This is a genomic window from Bartonella sp. MU70NMGDW (assembly GCF_042194085.1).
In the GTDB taxonomy this organism is placed as follows: Bacteria; Pseudomonadota; Alphaproteobacteria; order Rhizobiales; family Rhizobiaceae; genus Bartonella; species Bartonella grahamii.
Genome location: NZ_JBHIMK010000012.1, coordinates 18419 through 35173 on the forward strand (window position 1 = coordinate 18419; position 16755 = coordinate 35173).

A 16755-nucleotide genomic window follows, 5' to 3' on the forward strand; every position below is an offset into this window, starting at 1 on the left:
AACTATGTGAAAGGCTTTTGAAAAAAATTTCTTCATCGAAAATTTTTACAAGGTATTTTTTTAGATTATATTCTGTTTTCCACCTAAAATGATGATTTTACCAGCTGAAACCAAAGAAAAATGCATGATCGCCTTGCATGCTGTGTCAGCTTTCCCCAAAAGGACAAAGCCACCCCCACCGGTCTTTAAATAATGCCAATCGATAAACAACAATCTGTAAACAATCTGGCTTATTATCTAACGGATTTGGCTTGGCTTCCCTCATCAAATGCACCTTGGAATGCATCCCATGCATAAAATTTTAACCGCACCTCAAACAATAGTATTTTACGACACAACAGGATAAACTATTGTCTTACAGATTTTCTCGTATCACTCTCATTCTGTTTCAAGAAGTTGCCTGATAAGCACAAAATGCCATCTAAGAGAGTTCAATGCCTCACCATGTAACGCATCGCCAATCTGCTCTAGCCAACAAAGCGCCCATTTTGAAAGAATAAACGCTTTTTACATACACTCCCAAAAGAAGGAGAGAACCATTTTGCCTTTCCTCACTTTAAATAGACATATCCGTTGACCTCTTCCCACCACCTCAAAGGACGAAGATTTTAGCCCCTATCGGTTTGTAAACAATTCAACTACTCTGAAAGGATTCCGTCTGCTAATCATTTATATGATTCATTGGCATAAGGTTTAACCAAGCAAGCCCTCCACTGAATAGATGTCTCTTCAATACTTAAATGGATCAAGTATTGTATATCTTATTTTCCTTATATCACCAGCTTCAATAATAGTGTTTTAATGACGATGTTTTACGGCATAACAAGATAAAATTTTATCCATGGGCTTTTTGTCATCGCCCACCAGCACCTTAAACCCAGTGCTTTAAACCCAACGCTTTAATAATGTATCACGATACCACAAGAGAGAAGCATTTTGGATAAAGTCTTTATTCCTCAGCAAAAACTCTATGAATAAAGAAAGTTTTTTTGTTCTCTTTTACCCCTACCTTCAATAATCACTGTCTTGATCCTCTAAAGAACAATAGGCAAACTGACCGTTACACATCCAACAAAGGCAGCACAAAAAATAAAATAATAAAGAGAGTTGAGTTTTTTCTAAAGCGCCTCAAAACTTTCTGCACAATATATTCTATAAGACTTTTTCTCATAACAGATATTTTGCAATCATTTTTATCTTTCTCAAAGCTTTCATTCTCAGGCTTTGACAGCATAAATCACCGCCATATTGACGGGGCGTGTTTCATCACCCCCTGTTTTTTGCAACAAGACCTTATGTTCATGCTCTCCTGCAGCCTTCGTTAACCGATCTTTATTGTAGACTTGAGCCAGACTTCTATCATATTCACCGTGATTCATATCCCAAACTACCTTGTCAATCATTGGATAACTATGCTGGTGTTTGCCTGTTGAATCTGTTTTTCCTTCATGGGTATGAGATTTAAAAGACTCTTCTTGTCGACTTCCCAAGCGACGTCCTTTATCAATTGCTTTTCCACTATCGAGCCCCCGTAAAAACATTCCACGCAAATCGGGAACATTGAATGTTGTTCTCCCGTCTCCTTTTCCCCATGTTTCTCCCAGAACAGCAAAGAGATTGGCATAGCTCCTTCGCGAATATTCTTTACCATCACACAGTAACCATCCAGAGGGTATTTTTTCTGTAGCAAAAGTCCCGATAAATCCAGAAGAAAACGTTTCCGGTAAAGGAGGAAAGGGCGGAATTTCAGGAAGTTTTATAGTAGGATTGGTTAAAAACCAGCCATCAGCATTTTTTCCGGCAATATCACGCGTATAGACGATCTCATAAAGCCCCCCTTTTTGAATTTCTCCGCCCTTTAAAGGCATAATACCCTCTGGCGTTGCCATATAAGTTGGTCGTGGAAGTAATTGATTTAAAGAAACATTTGTTATTCCTCTGTTGGCGCCTTGTGCTTTGAAGCGCACAACAATGCCATCCATATAAGTCTCAAAAAAAGACTTTGTCGCCAAACGAAGTGATGTCCTCTCGTTCTTCACATCAACAGTAAACTGTGTTTCAATCCCGCCCCCATTATCCAACAAATATTCTTTGATGCGTTGCATCATAGCGCGAGCACTATCATTAACTGTGCTTGGAGGTTGCCCTTCTGCCCAGTTTATACTCTCGTCGGCATAAGCATTTTCTGATGCGATAATTGACCAATCATAAATCGAACTCATAGAAGATACTCTTTATTCAAAAAGGGAAAACGAGCAAAAAATGAAGAAAAGAAAGCCGCAATTTTATTTTTAGATGCCGGTATTTTCTCCTCTTTCATTTTCTCCATTTTCAGTCCTATTTTGTCATAATCAACATGCAATAATTTTGTTTTTGCATTGACATAAACAGCTTCCGGCTTCACACGCAACACGTCTTGCGCCATAACGCCCTGATAACGTTGTGGATTTCCTTTATAATTAAAGGTATAAAGTGGATATCCCTTTTTCTGCCCCACAGAGATAATATTTTCTTTTGCCCTCACATCACAAAGCCCTAAAATTCCGCCGACCAATCCAAGCACTTGCTGCGCATCACGCAATGGATCTTTTGTCACAGAAGGCATTGTCGTGGATTTTCCGGAAGTCGTTCCGTAATTTCCAGCAGCCTGAGTCCCGACCTGTAACAAGCTTTGCAATCGGTTCCAATCTTGATTATCTTTTTCTGACCATTTTTGGCGTTCAGCATCTAAGACATTTTGACGATTTACATCTTGAATCATGCCCCCTTTCAAAGCATTGCTTTGCACGTTACTCTGTCCTTGATAATAGCTATTTGCCGCATTAACCTGATCATTCTGAGAGCGATCAATCATCTGGTTTGCATTCATCATATTGTTAATATCTTGATTATATTGCTGCGCTGCAGCATTTGTTGCCAAGGCGCCTAGCTCATCGGCCAGCACACCGGTGTGAGCCCCAGAGCCATAACGTCCTGCCCCAGACATTGATTGATTAATTGCATCGGAAGTTTTATTCAGAGCATTTTGCAATGCAGTATTAAATTTACTATTGCTTCCAATCCAGCTTCCCTTAGCCATACCGGAAAGATTTGTAGCGCTGTTGGTTGGTGCATTCAACCATTGCGTTACCGTTGGATTGTTATAGAGCCCTGCTGCTTGTTGTAAACCGGTCAGAGCATTTTTTGTCATATCACTAAGACCAGCGACTCTGTCTCCCTGATAAACGTTTCCGCCAATTCCTTTATTATAAAGTCCAAGTGCATCAGCACTGGCTTGTTTTAAAATATCAGCCGCCCAAGCAGGTGGAGCATTTGTTTGTGTTGTTGTCTGCACTTGAGGTGTGGTTTTTCTACTCATGACTTGAGAACCTTTCTATATTGAATAAGATTACGAGAATATCCGTGATGAGCGAGCTTTTTCGCCCATCCAGTTCTTCCAAACATGTGCATTTCTTCAGCATTAATTGTTCGCGCCCATTTTTCGACTTCATCAATCAACTTGACCAATTTCAGCCCTCCCTCTCCAGCAAGATCAGAGAGAACGACGCATTTTTTCCCCGTATGGGCACTTTCAACTTTGGTTATTGCAAAAGCACTAAATTGGATTTTATTTTTTAAGACCAGCCACAATTGTGCTTGTCCTGTAGCGATTTCTTCAGCAATTTTTTCCAGACAAACATCATCAGGAAAGCGCCGAGCATATTTTCTCAATGCAGCATTGAGAGCCTCTTGATAGGGCGCTATTTTTTCCCATGGCCACTGCTCTGTCAAATGAGCAGAATATAAATCTTGACTCTCTTGCATCATAACTTTGGCTCTTTTAGCTTTATCACTCATCTCCCCTTAAAGAACATCCCCCTACGCATTTCTCATGTTCCATGCCCCCCGCACAATAAAAGAAAAAAAGCCCCATCATCTCTTTGTCACAACAAAAAGGAAACTTCTTCTTTATAAAAATAAGCCATTGTGCAGACTATTTTTCCTTTATCGCAGAAAAGCATGAAGCATGACGCACCACCTTGTTCCTTTGTTTATAAAGGCTTGAAGCCTATGGGGCATTTGTTCTTTAATAATAGGGGCGTGATCCTATCGCATGGTATTACAAAAGGGCATGCCTATCGCATGCCGGCCCGCGTCAATTCCACATCAAATCCGGTGACATGAGTCCAATTCACCCCTTCAGGAATGCGCAATTTAAAGCGATAAAACCGTGCCCTTGCGCGACAATGAATTTGTCCCGTATTATAAGAGGGCTGTTTTTCTGGCAACCAAACAGTTTCCTCTTCAAGAGATTGTCGAAAGCGCATTCCCACAGACAAATAAAACTTTCCACTATTGACTTGAGGCATAATATTTTTCACCCGTGTTATCATGCCATTTGTCTGCCCCATTTCTTGTGATGTCACCACACAAGCCATAGGACACCCAGAAAACGAACCAAGTCTGCCCTGTTGATCAAATGCCCCCAGAATAGGCGATTCATTTTTCCAAACTTTACTATCGAGAGAAAAGGACAAATCATCAATATTCTTAGTCACAAAATCAAGACCTTCTAGGGTTGTTCCGGCTAAGAAAATAGGCAATATCATTTTGATATCGACGAGAGCTTTTGTCCATTTTTGCAATCCCCAATCATAAATGAGCAAGATACGTTTATGAAGATTCTCATCAGAATCAACCATCCAATAAACACGATTATACACCCCATCGATAGCCGCAGACATGGTATACAAATTATCCTGCCTTGATTTTGCGGTCATCGTTCGATCGACTTTTTCGAACCCAATGGGGATAATCTGTCCCTCATTTGTTATTTGATAAAAACCGCCCTCATCGGCAAAGAATGCTAAATCACCGCGACAAACAATTGATTCAGCATTTTTTGCGCCTCTTTTATCGTGTATTTTTTGGAAACTAAAAATAATCTTAGAGCCAGGGATAAAAGAACCGGCATAGATTGCAGAACGCATAAAGATAATTGGATTTGTTGTCTCCGTTGCCCCTTGAACAAATCCGCCATCAGGAAAATCTTGATAATCGCAACTTTTTTTCCCCACGGTCCAAAATTCAGCATCATTTAATCCAGACCAATGAACCCGTCTTGGATACTCGGTTAATTTCATCAAACAAACGAAATCTCCCCAGATTCGAACAATCCCTGCTTGTGGTGGATTTCCTCCTAAATTTCTAAATGTTTTATCATGATTAATATCAATCACTTGTGGTTTATCATTGGCATTCACCGCAATGATAAAATCACCAAACAAAGCAAAAGACCACGGAGCATCAATATTAGCCAGATAAGATTTTCCTTTTTGGCTAATATCTTTCCAGTTCATTGTTGTATTATCAAGCAAGAAGATTTTTTCTCTTGTCCCAACAATAATGGAAACCCCATTTTTTGTTTTAACCGCAAGAGCGCCTAAAATTGGCTCAGGACAAGGCTCTGATAAAGGTTCAAAACTTGGCATAGGGATATAGGAGCCATCAGCCGGTAGCACATTAACAAGTTCATCGGTAAAAATTCCATTGATATCCGCCACATCGGGTCGATAATCAGCGATTGGGAAAAAAGCCATCAAGACCCCCATAAAATCTTTGAAGAGCCTAGTGCCATTCAAAACACCGAGGCTTATTGATAAAAAACCACAAAAGCCCTTAAAACTCTAAAGGCATAAAATTCAACAAAATACACAACCTTAAGTTGACCACCGCATCGAAAAAAAGATACCATAAATAATGGCATACCCAGCGCCATCCACCAGCGCCCGACCAAAATCAACCGCCCGCAATCACCCCAACAACTGGGAAAAAGCCTTTAAACTCTCCATAAATCTTTGAAGAGCCTAGTACCATTCAAAACACCAAAGCTTACTGATTGAAACCACAAAAGCCCTTAAAACTCTAAAGGCATAAAATCCAACAAAACACACAACCTTAAGTTGACCAACGCATCGAAAGAACGATACCATAAATAATGGCCACCCCAACGCCATCCACCAGCCCTTCACCATCAATCCCCAGCGCTCATCCAACCATAAGGGACAAACCAGCCATCAACGATTTGGAAAAAAGCCTTTTAAAAACGCATTGGGCGAATCTTTGAAGAACCTTTTTGGCGCGATGTTTCAATACGCAAAGCTTGAAGCTGTTCTTGAAAATCTCTGAAAGAAACGGCGGCATATTCAGGATCTTTAAGGATATTTTTATAAAGTTCATATTTTGCCCGTGCTTTAATAAGATCAAAAGCATAAATCAACCAAGGATTATTATCCTCTTTTAGTTGTTCATCGGCAAAATGAACAGGAGCATAAGAAAGCTGTACAGTTTCCACATGTTCTGGTGTTGGAAAGAGTCCTATTTTTTGATCAAGGCACGTATAAAAGAATGGCGTTCCTAGCGCAGGATTCATACCATATTGTTGATGCAACACTTCCAAGGGCTTAAAGAACAACTTTGTTGGTGTTGCATTCTTTGTTGCTAAAAAGACGCCCTCCAAACTCTTTTCTGATTCAATAAAAACTCCCTCTTCTTGCCCATACCATGTTTTACCACTTTGTGTTTTAAACGTCCTTTCTCTTTTTTCATTAAAGAAAAAGGGTTCGCGTTCACACAAACGCAAAGCCGTAAAAATTGAATCTTGAATTTGCAGAGAATATTCCGCTGTTGTATCATCAATTTCATCTTGAATAAGGGCGACCATATAAGCAAAAGTTTTAGAATGGTCTGAATGTGTAAGGTTTAGATTTTGGGGATCAGTGGATAAAGTGGTCATAAGCCTGTCCTTGTTTCTGGAAGCATTTTAAATTTTTCCCCCAACAGATCCCTCTTGTTGGGGGAAGTGAGCAAACATTCGCTTTAAGCGGGTGCTCCATAAGTTGGGATGACGATAGTGCCAAAATCCTGAGCCCCTTGCGTACTTCCTGGCAAGGTAAAGCAAGTTTTTTTCATACCAATAATGGTTTTTGCCGCGACCCCGAATTCTCTTTCATAGTCGAAGAGTTCTTCCACCAATTTATAGCGTGTTGCTCCTCGATCTTTACCAAAAGCAATCACAGCACTCTGCGCACCAAGGAGAACAGCACGACGCACATTTGGTACAGCTTTATTTGCCGTCCCAGATTCGACCCCTTCGGTAATATGTTCAGCTTCGCGTAAAACCACACCATTATACATGCCCAAAGATCCATCATAGAGCGGATTTTTGATACGACTTCCACTATAGATTGCCTTGGTAATATCGAGCCATTGCCCCGCATCTGTGTTGGTTCGCAATTGTGTCACTTGGGTTGGATGAAGATAAAGCACATAGACATTTTCCCCATCGATCCGCACGGGTCTAATTTTAGGATTTGCCAATTTAGCCCGTTCAACAGCTTTATCAATGAGCTTAAGATCAAAAACATCGTTTGATTTTAAATCTTCATCTTTTGTTTTTCCATTAGGGCGCACGACGCGTTTATCGGTTGGTGCCGTTGGTGCATTAAACCCATAATGGACAGGTTTAAGATTAATCGTACGTCCCTCAAAGTTAATAGCTTTTGCAGTATATCCACACACTTGAATGAAGAACATCATACTCAGACGATCTGCATACCAATCAACCAAACCATTTTTTGCCTCAGTACGCAAATCATGGAGAATTCGTTGTTGATCAATCGTTCCCTCATTTTTGACACGCACAGCATGAACGAGTTCATTAATTGCCAAGCGATCATTGAGAAACTGTAAAGCTTCTTCATTACCTTCCAATGTCTGCCCTTCGCTCACCCCATCGCCTAGCAACTGCACACGCAAATTAAAGCTAATAGCATCCCCACTTGCTTTCGTGGTTTCATCTTTTAATTGTACGATACTGTTTGAATCATTTCCAATCAGCGGTGCAATCGGAAGTGCTTTTGAGACTTCTTGGTTTAGTAATTTAGACCATGTGCGCACTGCCATTGGGTCATTAAGTCCGATATAAGTTACAGTCATTTTGTCCTCTAAAAGTTTTATTGACATAAAAAACCCGGCAAAGCGCCGGTTGTTAAAACACCACATTTCATTTCAAATGGTGAATAGGTTGTTCGTGAGTTTTATCTAATTTCTGTTAGCGTCTGCCTCCCCCTTATAAGAGCTCTCCTCACCACATCCGTGCTTTGAGAAATCCCCCGTATTCCCTGCGCTAAAAGCCTCTCCACGTTCCCACAAAAAACACTTGCCACATTCTTGTTTTTTAAAATTCTCTTCCCCCCATTAAGCGATTAAAAGAAGCTTTATTTTTAGGATCAGAAACCCAAGCGCTAAACTCTGCTTCTGACATTTTATCAAGCATCTCCAAAGAAATCGGCCCATTTGGCGTCAAGCCGTTATAAGCAGCAAGTGTACGTGCAGAATTGTGTCTTTCCTGTAAATTTTCATCCATGTTATTGGGAACATTTGTGTAGCCAATTTTTTGTGCAATAGAGTAAATTACTTCAGCCGGATTTTGATTTTTTTGCGCACAATCGCGCAAGATCTGTTTCAACTCATCACCAATCAACGCATCAATATTTTTGGGATCTGCCATCTCAGGATAGAGAGAAGCACAAGCTGCCAACTGTTTAGCCCGCGTTTCATAAATAAAATCAGCGGCTTGATCAAAATCATGATGCTTTTGTTTAACACTTGCAACAGACTGCTGAAAAAACGCATGCAACTGTTCTGCTTCGCGAGCCAGAGAAGGTTGTTGTTTTTCATGTAAAAGCCCTTGTTTTTGGAGTGTTTTTCCCAACCATTGCATATAGCCCATAAAGTCTTTTTGCGGATCTGGCGGACCATCTTCTCCCCCTTGAACTTCTTTTCCAGCCTTTTGCGAAGAGTCCTGTTTTTGATGCATTTGCCCTTGGAAATTATCTTCAAGAGTTTTTTCTTCTCTTCCAATTTCACCGTCTTCTCCCTCTTGTGTTGAGAGTAGATAATCCTGTTTCAATTGGTTTTGTTCTGCTGGCGTTAAGTGTTCTTGATCCATGACATTAGCCTTCTCTTTTTTAAAACAATAAAATCAAATTTTTCAGATAAAACAGCCCCATAAGCATTTGTCCCCTTAATGCTTACCCATCATCACTTAGGCTCCAGCATTCTCCTCACATGGCTCCCCCACCATGACAGCAAAACACCTCCCACCATATCCCCGCCGTGACAGCAAGACTCTATTAAAGATGTTTCCCAACACCAACACTACGGCTCAACACAACAGCTCTTCTTAGATAAAGAGAGGCGACATTGCACGACATAAGCAACATGGGTAAACTATGGACATTGTTTAGATAAGCAACTTCTGATAGATGAAATTCATCCAAGAGAGCACATCATAAAGCATCCTATTGTTGAGCCTTTACTGTCTGCAACATCTGCATTATCTGCTCTGTTCCCATATTACCCCCCATCTGCGCTGAGGCATTTTGCTCTTCTTGAAAAGAGTTTTGCGCCTTTATCGCAATTTTATGAATAAGTGAAGCCGGTAAAGGCGAATAGCGTAAGAGATCGAGCATAATTTCAGGCGTTGCAAAATTTTGCATCAAAGGAAGCAATTGCATGATCAGTGCAAAAGTACGCTCTTTTTCATTAAGACTTGTTGGCGCATCATCCACGACAATATCATATTCCAAGCTTGTCACCATTTCGCGTGTCAGCGGCACATACTGGGCATTTTCATCACCAGCAATACGAACCAGCCGCCCATCGGACAGATAATTTTGAATAAGATAGAGAATAATTTTTCCCTGTCGTTGCCGATATCGACGCAACCCATCAAAAAAGGAAGCCAAAAGATTAAGTGACGATTGTCGCCGTTGTTGTTCAAGAACGCCAGGCTGATTGACAGCTCGGGTCCCAATAAATTCAGAAGACAACCCCGTCACCTGTTCAAGTGCGCTCTTTGCTTCATTAAACAATTGGAAAAACCCTTGCGGAAATTGTGCCACGGGTTTAGGCTGAATTCTTCCCCCAGACACAGCACCACTTTTCAACCAAGTAATACTATCAGCTCTAGCCCAACTCTCGACGGCTTGTCGATCATCATCAAAAGCATCGCGCTCCGCCATAATTCCGCCTTTTGATTGGCTATTGAGCAAATGCATCACTTGACTAAAATATTTGTTTGCCCACCGTTGTGGATCTTTTGTAGGGCGCACAAGTCCGTAAAAGTGCCGGCTTAACTTATCAAAAGTACCGGTAATACACTCCCATCCCAATTGATTGGGTGGAACCAAGGGCTTATCAGGCGCTTCAAGCAGCTTTCTGCCTAAAAATGCTCGTTTGACAATTTTTCTGTTCAACCTTGTTGCTTGAACATGCGGAAAGGTTTTACTTAAATTTTGGAAATCTTGCTCTGAATAATCGACAAACTTTCCACTTTGAGGCTCGAGAACTTTATAAATCACCTCGCGTTCAAACCAACGACATTCTACCAATGTCACCATTTTAGGACGTTGATAGGTCCCTCCCTCTTCCCACTCTCCCTGATATCCCCTCTCGGACTGATAACTTTGTGTCATCCCATTGCTGGTTGGGTGTAAAAAACTCTGATGTTTAACCCAATCAGCATTAAGATCACTCCAATGAACATTGGGAAACATTTCTTCAGCCACAGCAAGGGGTTTTTCATCAATATACCACAAGCGTTGTGCATCAATAAGATTAGGCTTAACAGCACTTGCATCCCACACCATTTTCATAGGGTCGAGCCGCGCAATGATTGGTTTTCCTTGTGGATCTTCTTCATAATCAAGGCGTGTATCTGTCCACCCCATTCCGCAAATAATTGCATCTTGAAAGGCATCGGAATCTTCGTATTCCCCATCGGCTTCATCACGAAACCACTCAGCCGCCCCTGTCAAAATCTGGTTTGCAAAGGCTGCTCCTTCTTGTCGTGGAATAAATTGAACTTGCCTTTTATTATTGCGCTCAGCCCCAATCACGGCATTAATTAAAGGCGCAATACGGTTAAAAGTCATAACCGGTCTGTTTTGTTCGTGCAAGACAGCCAAGTCTTGCTCATTCCATTGCCGTCCATTATAAAAATCGTAATCTTCTTGGGCATTTTTTCGCCATTTTTCGACATGGGCAATATCATCCTGATACCACCCCACGAGTTTTTTAAAAAGTGCTTGATTTTCAAGCGTTTCGATTTGATTAAAAGTAGAATCTGTAGAAATATTCATTAAAAAGCCATCCATGACGTTTGAGAATGGTGAAACGAGCGATAGGTATTTTTTCGCGCTCTAGCATTTGGCTGTTCATAAGCCACACACATCAGTCCAAAGGCATCGGCCCCATGGCTAGCCCAATCATGTTCAGCGCCTAGTCCGATATTGCGCTGTTCGTCGCGCTTTTCATGATACCAAGCAAGCGCTTTTCTACCCGCACATGTCGTTTCACGATTAAACCATAGTGCAGGAAACAATCGCCTTACGGCTTCGATACGCATTTTCACAGCGCCTGTTCCTTGATTAGGGATCACTTTAGTTTGAAAACCGGCTTGTTGAAGTGCACTTTCAAAACTCACATTATAAACACGATCTTTTGTTGCGCCATCATGAGGCAAAACCATGAGAGCCTTTTCATATCCCCTTTGAAAGACCCAGCCCACATGCTCTGAGAGAGGCTGTCCTTGGGCTTCATAATAATCGAGCACTCGAATTTCCCGTCCAACAAATTGCGCAACCCACAATGCGGTAGCATCAGCCTTTGCTCCTGTTCCCCCGATATCCCAAAAGATTTTGACCTGCATCAAAGGATCACGTGGAACGGTGGTAATCCGCCCTTCCATTTCGGCTTCGAGAAGACATTTCTGATAATAAGCCCCTTGGACAGCTTGAAGATATTCGCCTTCCCAAATATGGTTATACTGCTCTGGTCTTTGCTGCAAATCGTCCATTCGATCACGATTGAGTTTTTCAGGAAATTGCGGATTATCACGCCAATTAATTTCTGCCCCTTTGATATGAGGATTATCGACATTTCGGAAACGTTTTTCCACGGGTGCATTTTCATGGCACGGATTCCATGTGACCCATAATTCTGCATTCCAATCTTTTCCTTCTTCGCGCAAAGTTGGAATAAGTGTTTGCCAAGCAGTCTCAGTGACCGGCTCCGCTTCATCGACCCAACAAAGGAAAACGCGCCCCATTGATTTAATACTTGCGATATTGCGATCAAGCCCAGCAAACACATAGACAATCCGTCCATCTTTTGACTTAATATATTTATCGCCGATTTCATAATAGTCTTGTAAAAAAGGGTAAGATTCGATAGCGCGTTTAATTTCTTCCAAAGAACTTTCATTGAGAGAATTTTGAAATTGCCTTGCACAAAGAATAATCCCGCGTTCTCCAGCCATTCCATGGCGATATCCCACAACAGCCGACATCAAAGCAAAAGAACGTGTTTTTCCAGAACCCCGTCCTCCCCAAGCGGCTCGCACATCTGCTTTTCCAGTAAAAACAGGAATAAGCTTTGGAATAAGAGCCACTTGAGCCGTTTTCTGCTCCATTTTTTGAGAAATTTTCTGAACAATTTTCATTATAAATTTTCATACTTTAGCAATAATTGCGCTTCACCCTTTTGCTTATCCCAAGTTTAATTCTCCCAGAACAATTGAAAGAAAAGAGCAATTGAACGCAAAACGCCCTTCTCAAAAGCAGCGCTTTACCTTCCTTCATCCTAATACTCAATGAATTTCACTTTTTTGCATGAAGCCCCCCCCTGAACCCCTTTGACCACTTTGGACCCCGTATATACACGATATGCGCCCCCAAGGGTCCTTAAATCACAAGGGTCCCTATTCTCCCCCCAAACCGCCCCTCAAACACCGCGCCTGTCATCCCCCAACCACAAGCACGGCATCCCCCACCAAAACACATGCATCCCGCAAGCGCATAACACTTCTCTCAAGTTTCACGCCCTTCATCCCTCAAAACACTGTCCCATATCCACCACACAAACACCCTGCACCAAATCCCCTCCAGCACACACCCTTACGCCTCATTCACCCAAACCACTTCCAAGTATCACGAGCACCTACAAGCACGACAGCCTCTGCTTCAATCCCCTCAAGACAGGCAATCACCAAAGCAGCCCCCTTCCAAGATGTCACCCCGCATCATCCACCTCAGCCTAACATTTTTCAATATCACAAACCTCCGTCGCCGAGATATCATGCTTCTCCGGTTCGCTATTTTTTGCATTCACTGGTACAATCTCAATACGCGAAACTGTTTTTGATATCTCCACACCTTCAATAACGAGCAAAGACCAAACCTTCACAAAAAATCCAAAACAGTAGATAACATCACGCCCTCTAAGCATCGTACCTCTAGGGTATCACCTCTTCAGCCACACGCCCCTCTGTCATCGCCCATAAAATCCGGCGTCCCTACAAAGGCAAGCCCAAATATCTCCCACCGAAATATTCTGCCCTCCAGTAAACGCCCAAACATCACAGCCCTCTCTTCAAGCCTCCGTCGCCGAGATATCATGCTTCTCCGGTTCGCTATTTTTTGCATTCACTGGTACAATCTCAATACGCGAAACTGTTTTAACCTCCCCTTCTCCAGTCCCCTGAAGAGGCAACACTTTTGCAAGAAGCGAAAAAAACGGTACGGGATTGTTTAGAGCATGATATTGAAGATAAGACACCAGCCCATCTTCACCATAGTGATAGCCAGCCTGCTCCGCCGCAGTCAGAAGAGCTTCATTAAATCGCTTTGTTGTTTTATTCAAAGACCCTTTTTTCCGCCCTCTTCGACGTAAGGGAAGACAATGTTCATCTACCATCATCATGATCCTTCCAACTAAAGAGAAACCAAAACCTCAAACACAAAAAATGATATGAAAATCAGGAATGAAACCTCAAAAGCAACCAGCAATTTTAAAAAAATGGGACACATACTAAAAGGTAAAAAACAAGCACAAAGCACAAATTCTCTGCTCCTTTATTTACAGATCAACGTTTTTACGCTTTTACATTATTACAGAACAAAGCCAAATGAAACTCCCAAACCACCACCGCGCTCCACTTTGTAAACACGGGTCTGTTAACAATCTGATTTCTCGTCTATCAGATTCCCCTGCTGATTATTTTATATAGCTATCACGACACCTCAAAGAATGGTGTTTTATCAAACACGCCAGATAAGCTCTGGTCTACAATTCAACTTCAAAAAGCAAATTTTCCTCTGCTGGATAAAGCTTTCCCCCCACCGGTTTTAAACTATAATCCAGTCTCTGCCCCACCCCCCTACTGACATCAGATTACCGCCCCCAAGCAATCCTATTTTGACAGTATAAGAAGATAATGAGATAATTTTTAAGATACAAAGAATGCTCTCATTTTCCAAATCTTTTAATTGTTCTTGCCAATCCCTTGAAATTACTTTATCACTCAAAAGGTGCCTTGATCGTCTACGCAGCGATCAATAGGGAGTTGAAGCCCGAAAACTCAAACATTAATTTACCCCACTTTGTGGGTATCCCGGAGTTCCGGGAGTTTTTGCTATGTCCAAGTGCCATGAGCACTAAAAGCAAAAATGCTGACTAGAGCTCAGTACTTTACTACTCCCGGAATACCAATGCGAGGGCGCTCGCAACCGGAGGGGAGCTTGAAGTGCAAACTAAAAATTCACATTTCAACGACATTTCAATAGGTAAAAAATTCGTCATAGACGCATTGCAATGGGGCTTTCCCAAAAGGAATTAGGAAGCTATTTAGGTGTCAGTTTTCAACAAATCCAAAAATATGAAAAAGGCTTAAATCGTGTAAGCGCCGGACGTTTACAGGAAATCGCCAACATCCTAGAAGTCCCTATTACCTTTTTTTATACTGATATTGCTACAAAAGAAGATATTCCCACAAAAGAAAATGCCTCACACCACGATCAAGACACATACAGCGAAAAAGAACACGCCCTTTTGAAAAACTTTAGAGAGCTCCAGCCGAAAAAACAAAAAGCAATTTTGTGGTTGATTTCTGATTAGACAAAAGCGCACCTAGCGACATCCCTCGCCAATATCCCCTCTGCCTAAAGCCTTTCCCGCCTGATACCACCACATCTCAAAAAACGGTTTACAGCACCGGTTTACAACATCATAGGATAACAAACACCAAAACCTTGGAAAAACATCCCCACCCCTCTCACAGAATTTTATCAAGAGATCTCTTCTGATTTAAACGCACAATTCCGATTGTATCATTATGATACCTTTTTACATTTACCTTGTCAAGTTTTTATATTTTTCTTTTGATATTTTTGTGTTTTTCTTTAAGGAATCCACATCCATCAAAACACCTCTCATAAAAAACACAATGTCCAAAACAACAAGAGCTAAAACAGGATTGCCCCTAATAGGAGTGCCCCTAAATAGGATTATTATTGTATTTCTCATTCACCCACTTATTAAAAAAACATTTCTCAATGCTTCTCACACCCATTTCACGGATATCCCCCATACAAATATAGACGCAAATATAATTGTTAAATTTCGCATAGAATATAAAAGCCAACCACGATTTTTCTCTCTTCACACCTCTTTACACATCCCCTCTTTACAACATCACCCCTGCAATCTATTCACAGCTATTCCCAAACTCTTCTCTCTAGCCAACACACGAACAGCACTCTTCATTTCCCTCCATTCACACACTCTTCACCTCCCCAATCCTTCTCACCCCTCGACACCATGACAATATATTGATTTATAAGAAATAATTTAGCGTTATTGATACTGATTGAGAGTTCCAAACATCGTAAGATTCTCTCATTTCAAATCTCTCCCATGTTGAATCAATCAAAATCACTCGCTTGCACGTCAAAAGCAGGGGAGAGCCCGTATGGATAAAAAACGATTAAGAAAGGAATAAAAATGGCTCTTATGAACCGTCTCAAGTGCCAAAGGCTGTAGCCAACACCCACGAGCTAGCAAATATAATGATGATACCGACTTGCTTCTTCATAAGCGTAAAGATAGGAGTGCTCAATGGATTTATCATTATACCATGACAAAAAACACGCACAATACACAAAGCACAAATCCTCCGCATCATTTTACAGATCAACGTTTTTACGCTTTTACATCTTTACAGAACGTAAGCCAAACGAAACTCCCAAACCACCACTCCGCACCGCTCTGTAAACACGGGTCTGAAACAATCTGATTTCTCGTCTATCAGATTCCCCTGCTGATTATTTCATATGGCTATCCCACACCTCAAAGAAAGCTATTTCATCAGACAAGACAGATAAGCCCTGCCCTAAAATATTTCCCACAAGCTCTTCTCCAGTCAACACGCTTAACACCCCTCTTCATCCCAGCTTTCTCCGCTCCATTCACAAGAGCCCATGTGGATAAAAAAACGATTAAGAAAGGAATAAAAATAGCTCTTATGAACCGTCTCAAGTGCCAAAGGCTGTAGCCAACACCCACGAGCTAGCAAATATAATGATGATACCGACTTGCTTCTTCATAAGCGTAAAGATAGGAGTGCTCAATGGATTTATCATTATACCATGACAAAAAACACGCACAATACACAAAGCACAAATCCTCCGCATCATTTTACAGATCAACGTTTTTACGCTTTTACATCTTCACAGAACGCATCCAAATGAAACTCCCAAACCACCACGCGACAATTTGATAAAAACAAAACACCTTTCAACAATCTCAAACAACAGATTTCCGTAAAGAGTTCATATGAATTTGATTGTTTAGATCTGACTATTAAATTGGCAT

General features: G+C 41.4%; 12 protein-coding genes and 1 pseudogene. 1 reads left to right on the forward strand and 12 read right to left on the reverse strand.

What is annotated here, in order from left to right; genetic code table 11:
- Window positions 1-1217: 1217 nt before the first annotated feature.
- From ACFIKE_RS02380 to ACFIKE_RS02435, 12 genes are all read right to left on the reverse strand, one after another.
- Window positions 1218-2222, reverse strand: a complete 1005-nt coding sequence (locus ACFIKE_RS02380; protein WP_375626321.1) for a phage tail protein — start codon at window positions 2220-2222, stop codon at window positions 1218-1220.
- On the reverse strand, window positions 2219-3358 hold the full coding sequence (locus ACFIKE_RS02385) for a tail fiber domain-containing protein (RefSeq protein WP_375648310.1): 1140 nt from the start codon (window positions 3356-3358) through the stop codon (window positions 2219-2221). The genes ACFIKE_RS02380 and ACFIKE_RS02385 overlap by 4 nt, the downstream gene beginning before the upstream one ends.
- Entirely contained in the window at window positions 3355-3837 is a 483-nt protein-coding gene (locus ACFIKE_RS02390) for a hypothetical protein (RefSeq protein ID WP_375625391.1), read from the reverse strand. The genes ACFIKE_RS02385 and ACFIKE_RS02390 overlap by 4 nt, the downstream gene beginning before the upstream one ends.
- A 278-nt stretch (window positions 3838-4115) precedes the next feature.
- Entirely contained in the window at window positions 4116-5579 is a 1464-nt protein-coding gene (locus tag ACFIKE_RS02395) for a hypothetical protein (RefSeq protein ID WP_375648311.1), read from the reverse strand.
- A 500-nt stretch (window positions 5580-6079) separates the two neighbouring features.
- Window positions 6080-6775 carry a hypothetical protein gene (locus tag ACFIKE_RS02400; RefSeq protein WP_375648312.1) on the reverse strand — a complete coding sequence of 232 codons (696 nt, stop codon included), beginning with the start codon at window positions 6773-6775 and terminating at the stop codon, window positions 6080-6082.
- An 83-nt stretch (window positions 6776-6858) separates the two neighbouring features.
- Window positions 6859-7977, reverse strand: coding sequence for a N4-gp56 family major capsid protein (locus ACFIKE_RS02405; RefSeq protein WP_375625388.1), 1119 nt, complete (start codon window positions 7975-7977; stop codon window positions 6859-6861).
- 241 nt (window positions 7978-8218) lie between these two features.
- Entirely contained in the window at window positions 8219-8992 is a 774-nt protein-coding gene (locus ACFIKE_RS02410; protein ID WP_375625387.1) for a hypothetical protein, read from the reverse strand.
- A gap of 352 nt (window positions 8993-9344) precedes the next feature.
- Window positions 9345-11186 carry a portal protein gene (locus tag ACFIKE_RS02415; RefSeq protein ID WP_375648313.1) on the reverse strand — a complete coding sequence of 614 codons (1842 nt, stop codon included), beginning with the start codon at window positions 11184-11186 and terminating at the stop codon, window positions 9345-9347.
- Window positions 11186-12547 (reverse strand): PBSX family phage terminase large subunit, encoded by a 1362-nt coding sequence (locus ACFIKE_RS02420; protein ID WP_375648314.1) that lies wholly within the window; start codon window positions 12545-12547, stop codon window positions 11186-11188. The genes ACFIKE_RS02415 and ACFIKE_RS02420 overlap by 1 nt, the downstream gene beginning before the upstream one ends.
- A gap of 593 nt (window positions 12548-13140) precedes the next feature.
- On the reverse strand, window positions 13141-13332 hold the full coding sequence (locus tag ACFIKE_RS02425) for a hypothetical protein (protein ID WP_375648315.1): 192 nt from the start codon (window positions 13330-13332) through the stop codon (window positions 13141-13143).
- 144 nt (window positions 13333-13476) lie between these two features.
- Complete coding sequence (locus ACFIKE_RS02430) at window positions 13477-13800, reverse strand: hypothetical protein (protein ID WP_375648317.1); 324 nt, start codon at window positions 13798-13800, stop codon at window positions 13477-13479.
- A 431-nt stretch (window positions 13801-14231) separates the two neighbouring features.
- Window positions 14232-14411, reverse strand: coding sequence for a hypothetical protein (locus tag ACFIKE_RS02435; protein ID WP_375648316.1), 180 nt, complete (start codon window positions 14409-14411; stop codon window positions 14232-14234).
- Between the two features lie 218 nt (window positions 14412-14629).
- Here ACFIKE_RS02435 and ACFIKE_RS02440 point away from each other — a divergent pair.
- Window positions 14630-15000 (forward strand): annotated as a pseudogene (locus tag ACFIKE_RS02440) (helix-turn-helix domain-containing protein).
- The last annotated feature ends 1755 nt before the right edge of the window (window positions 15001-16755 follow it).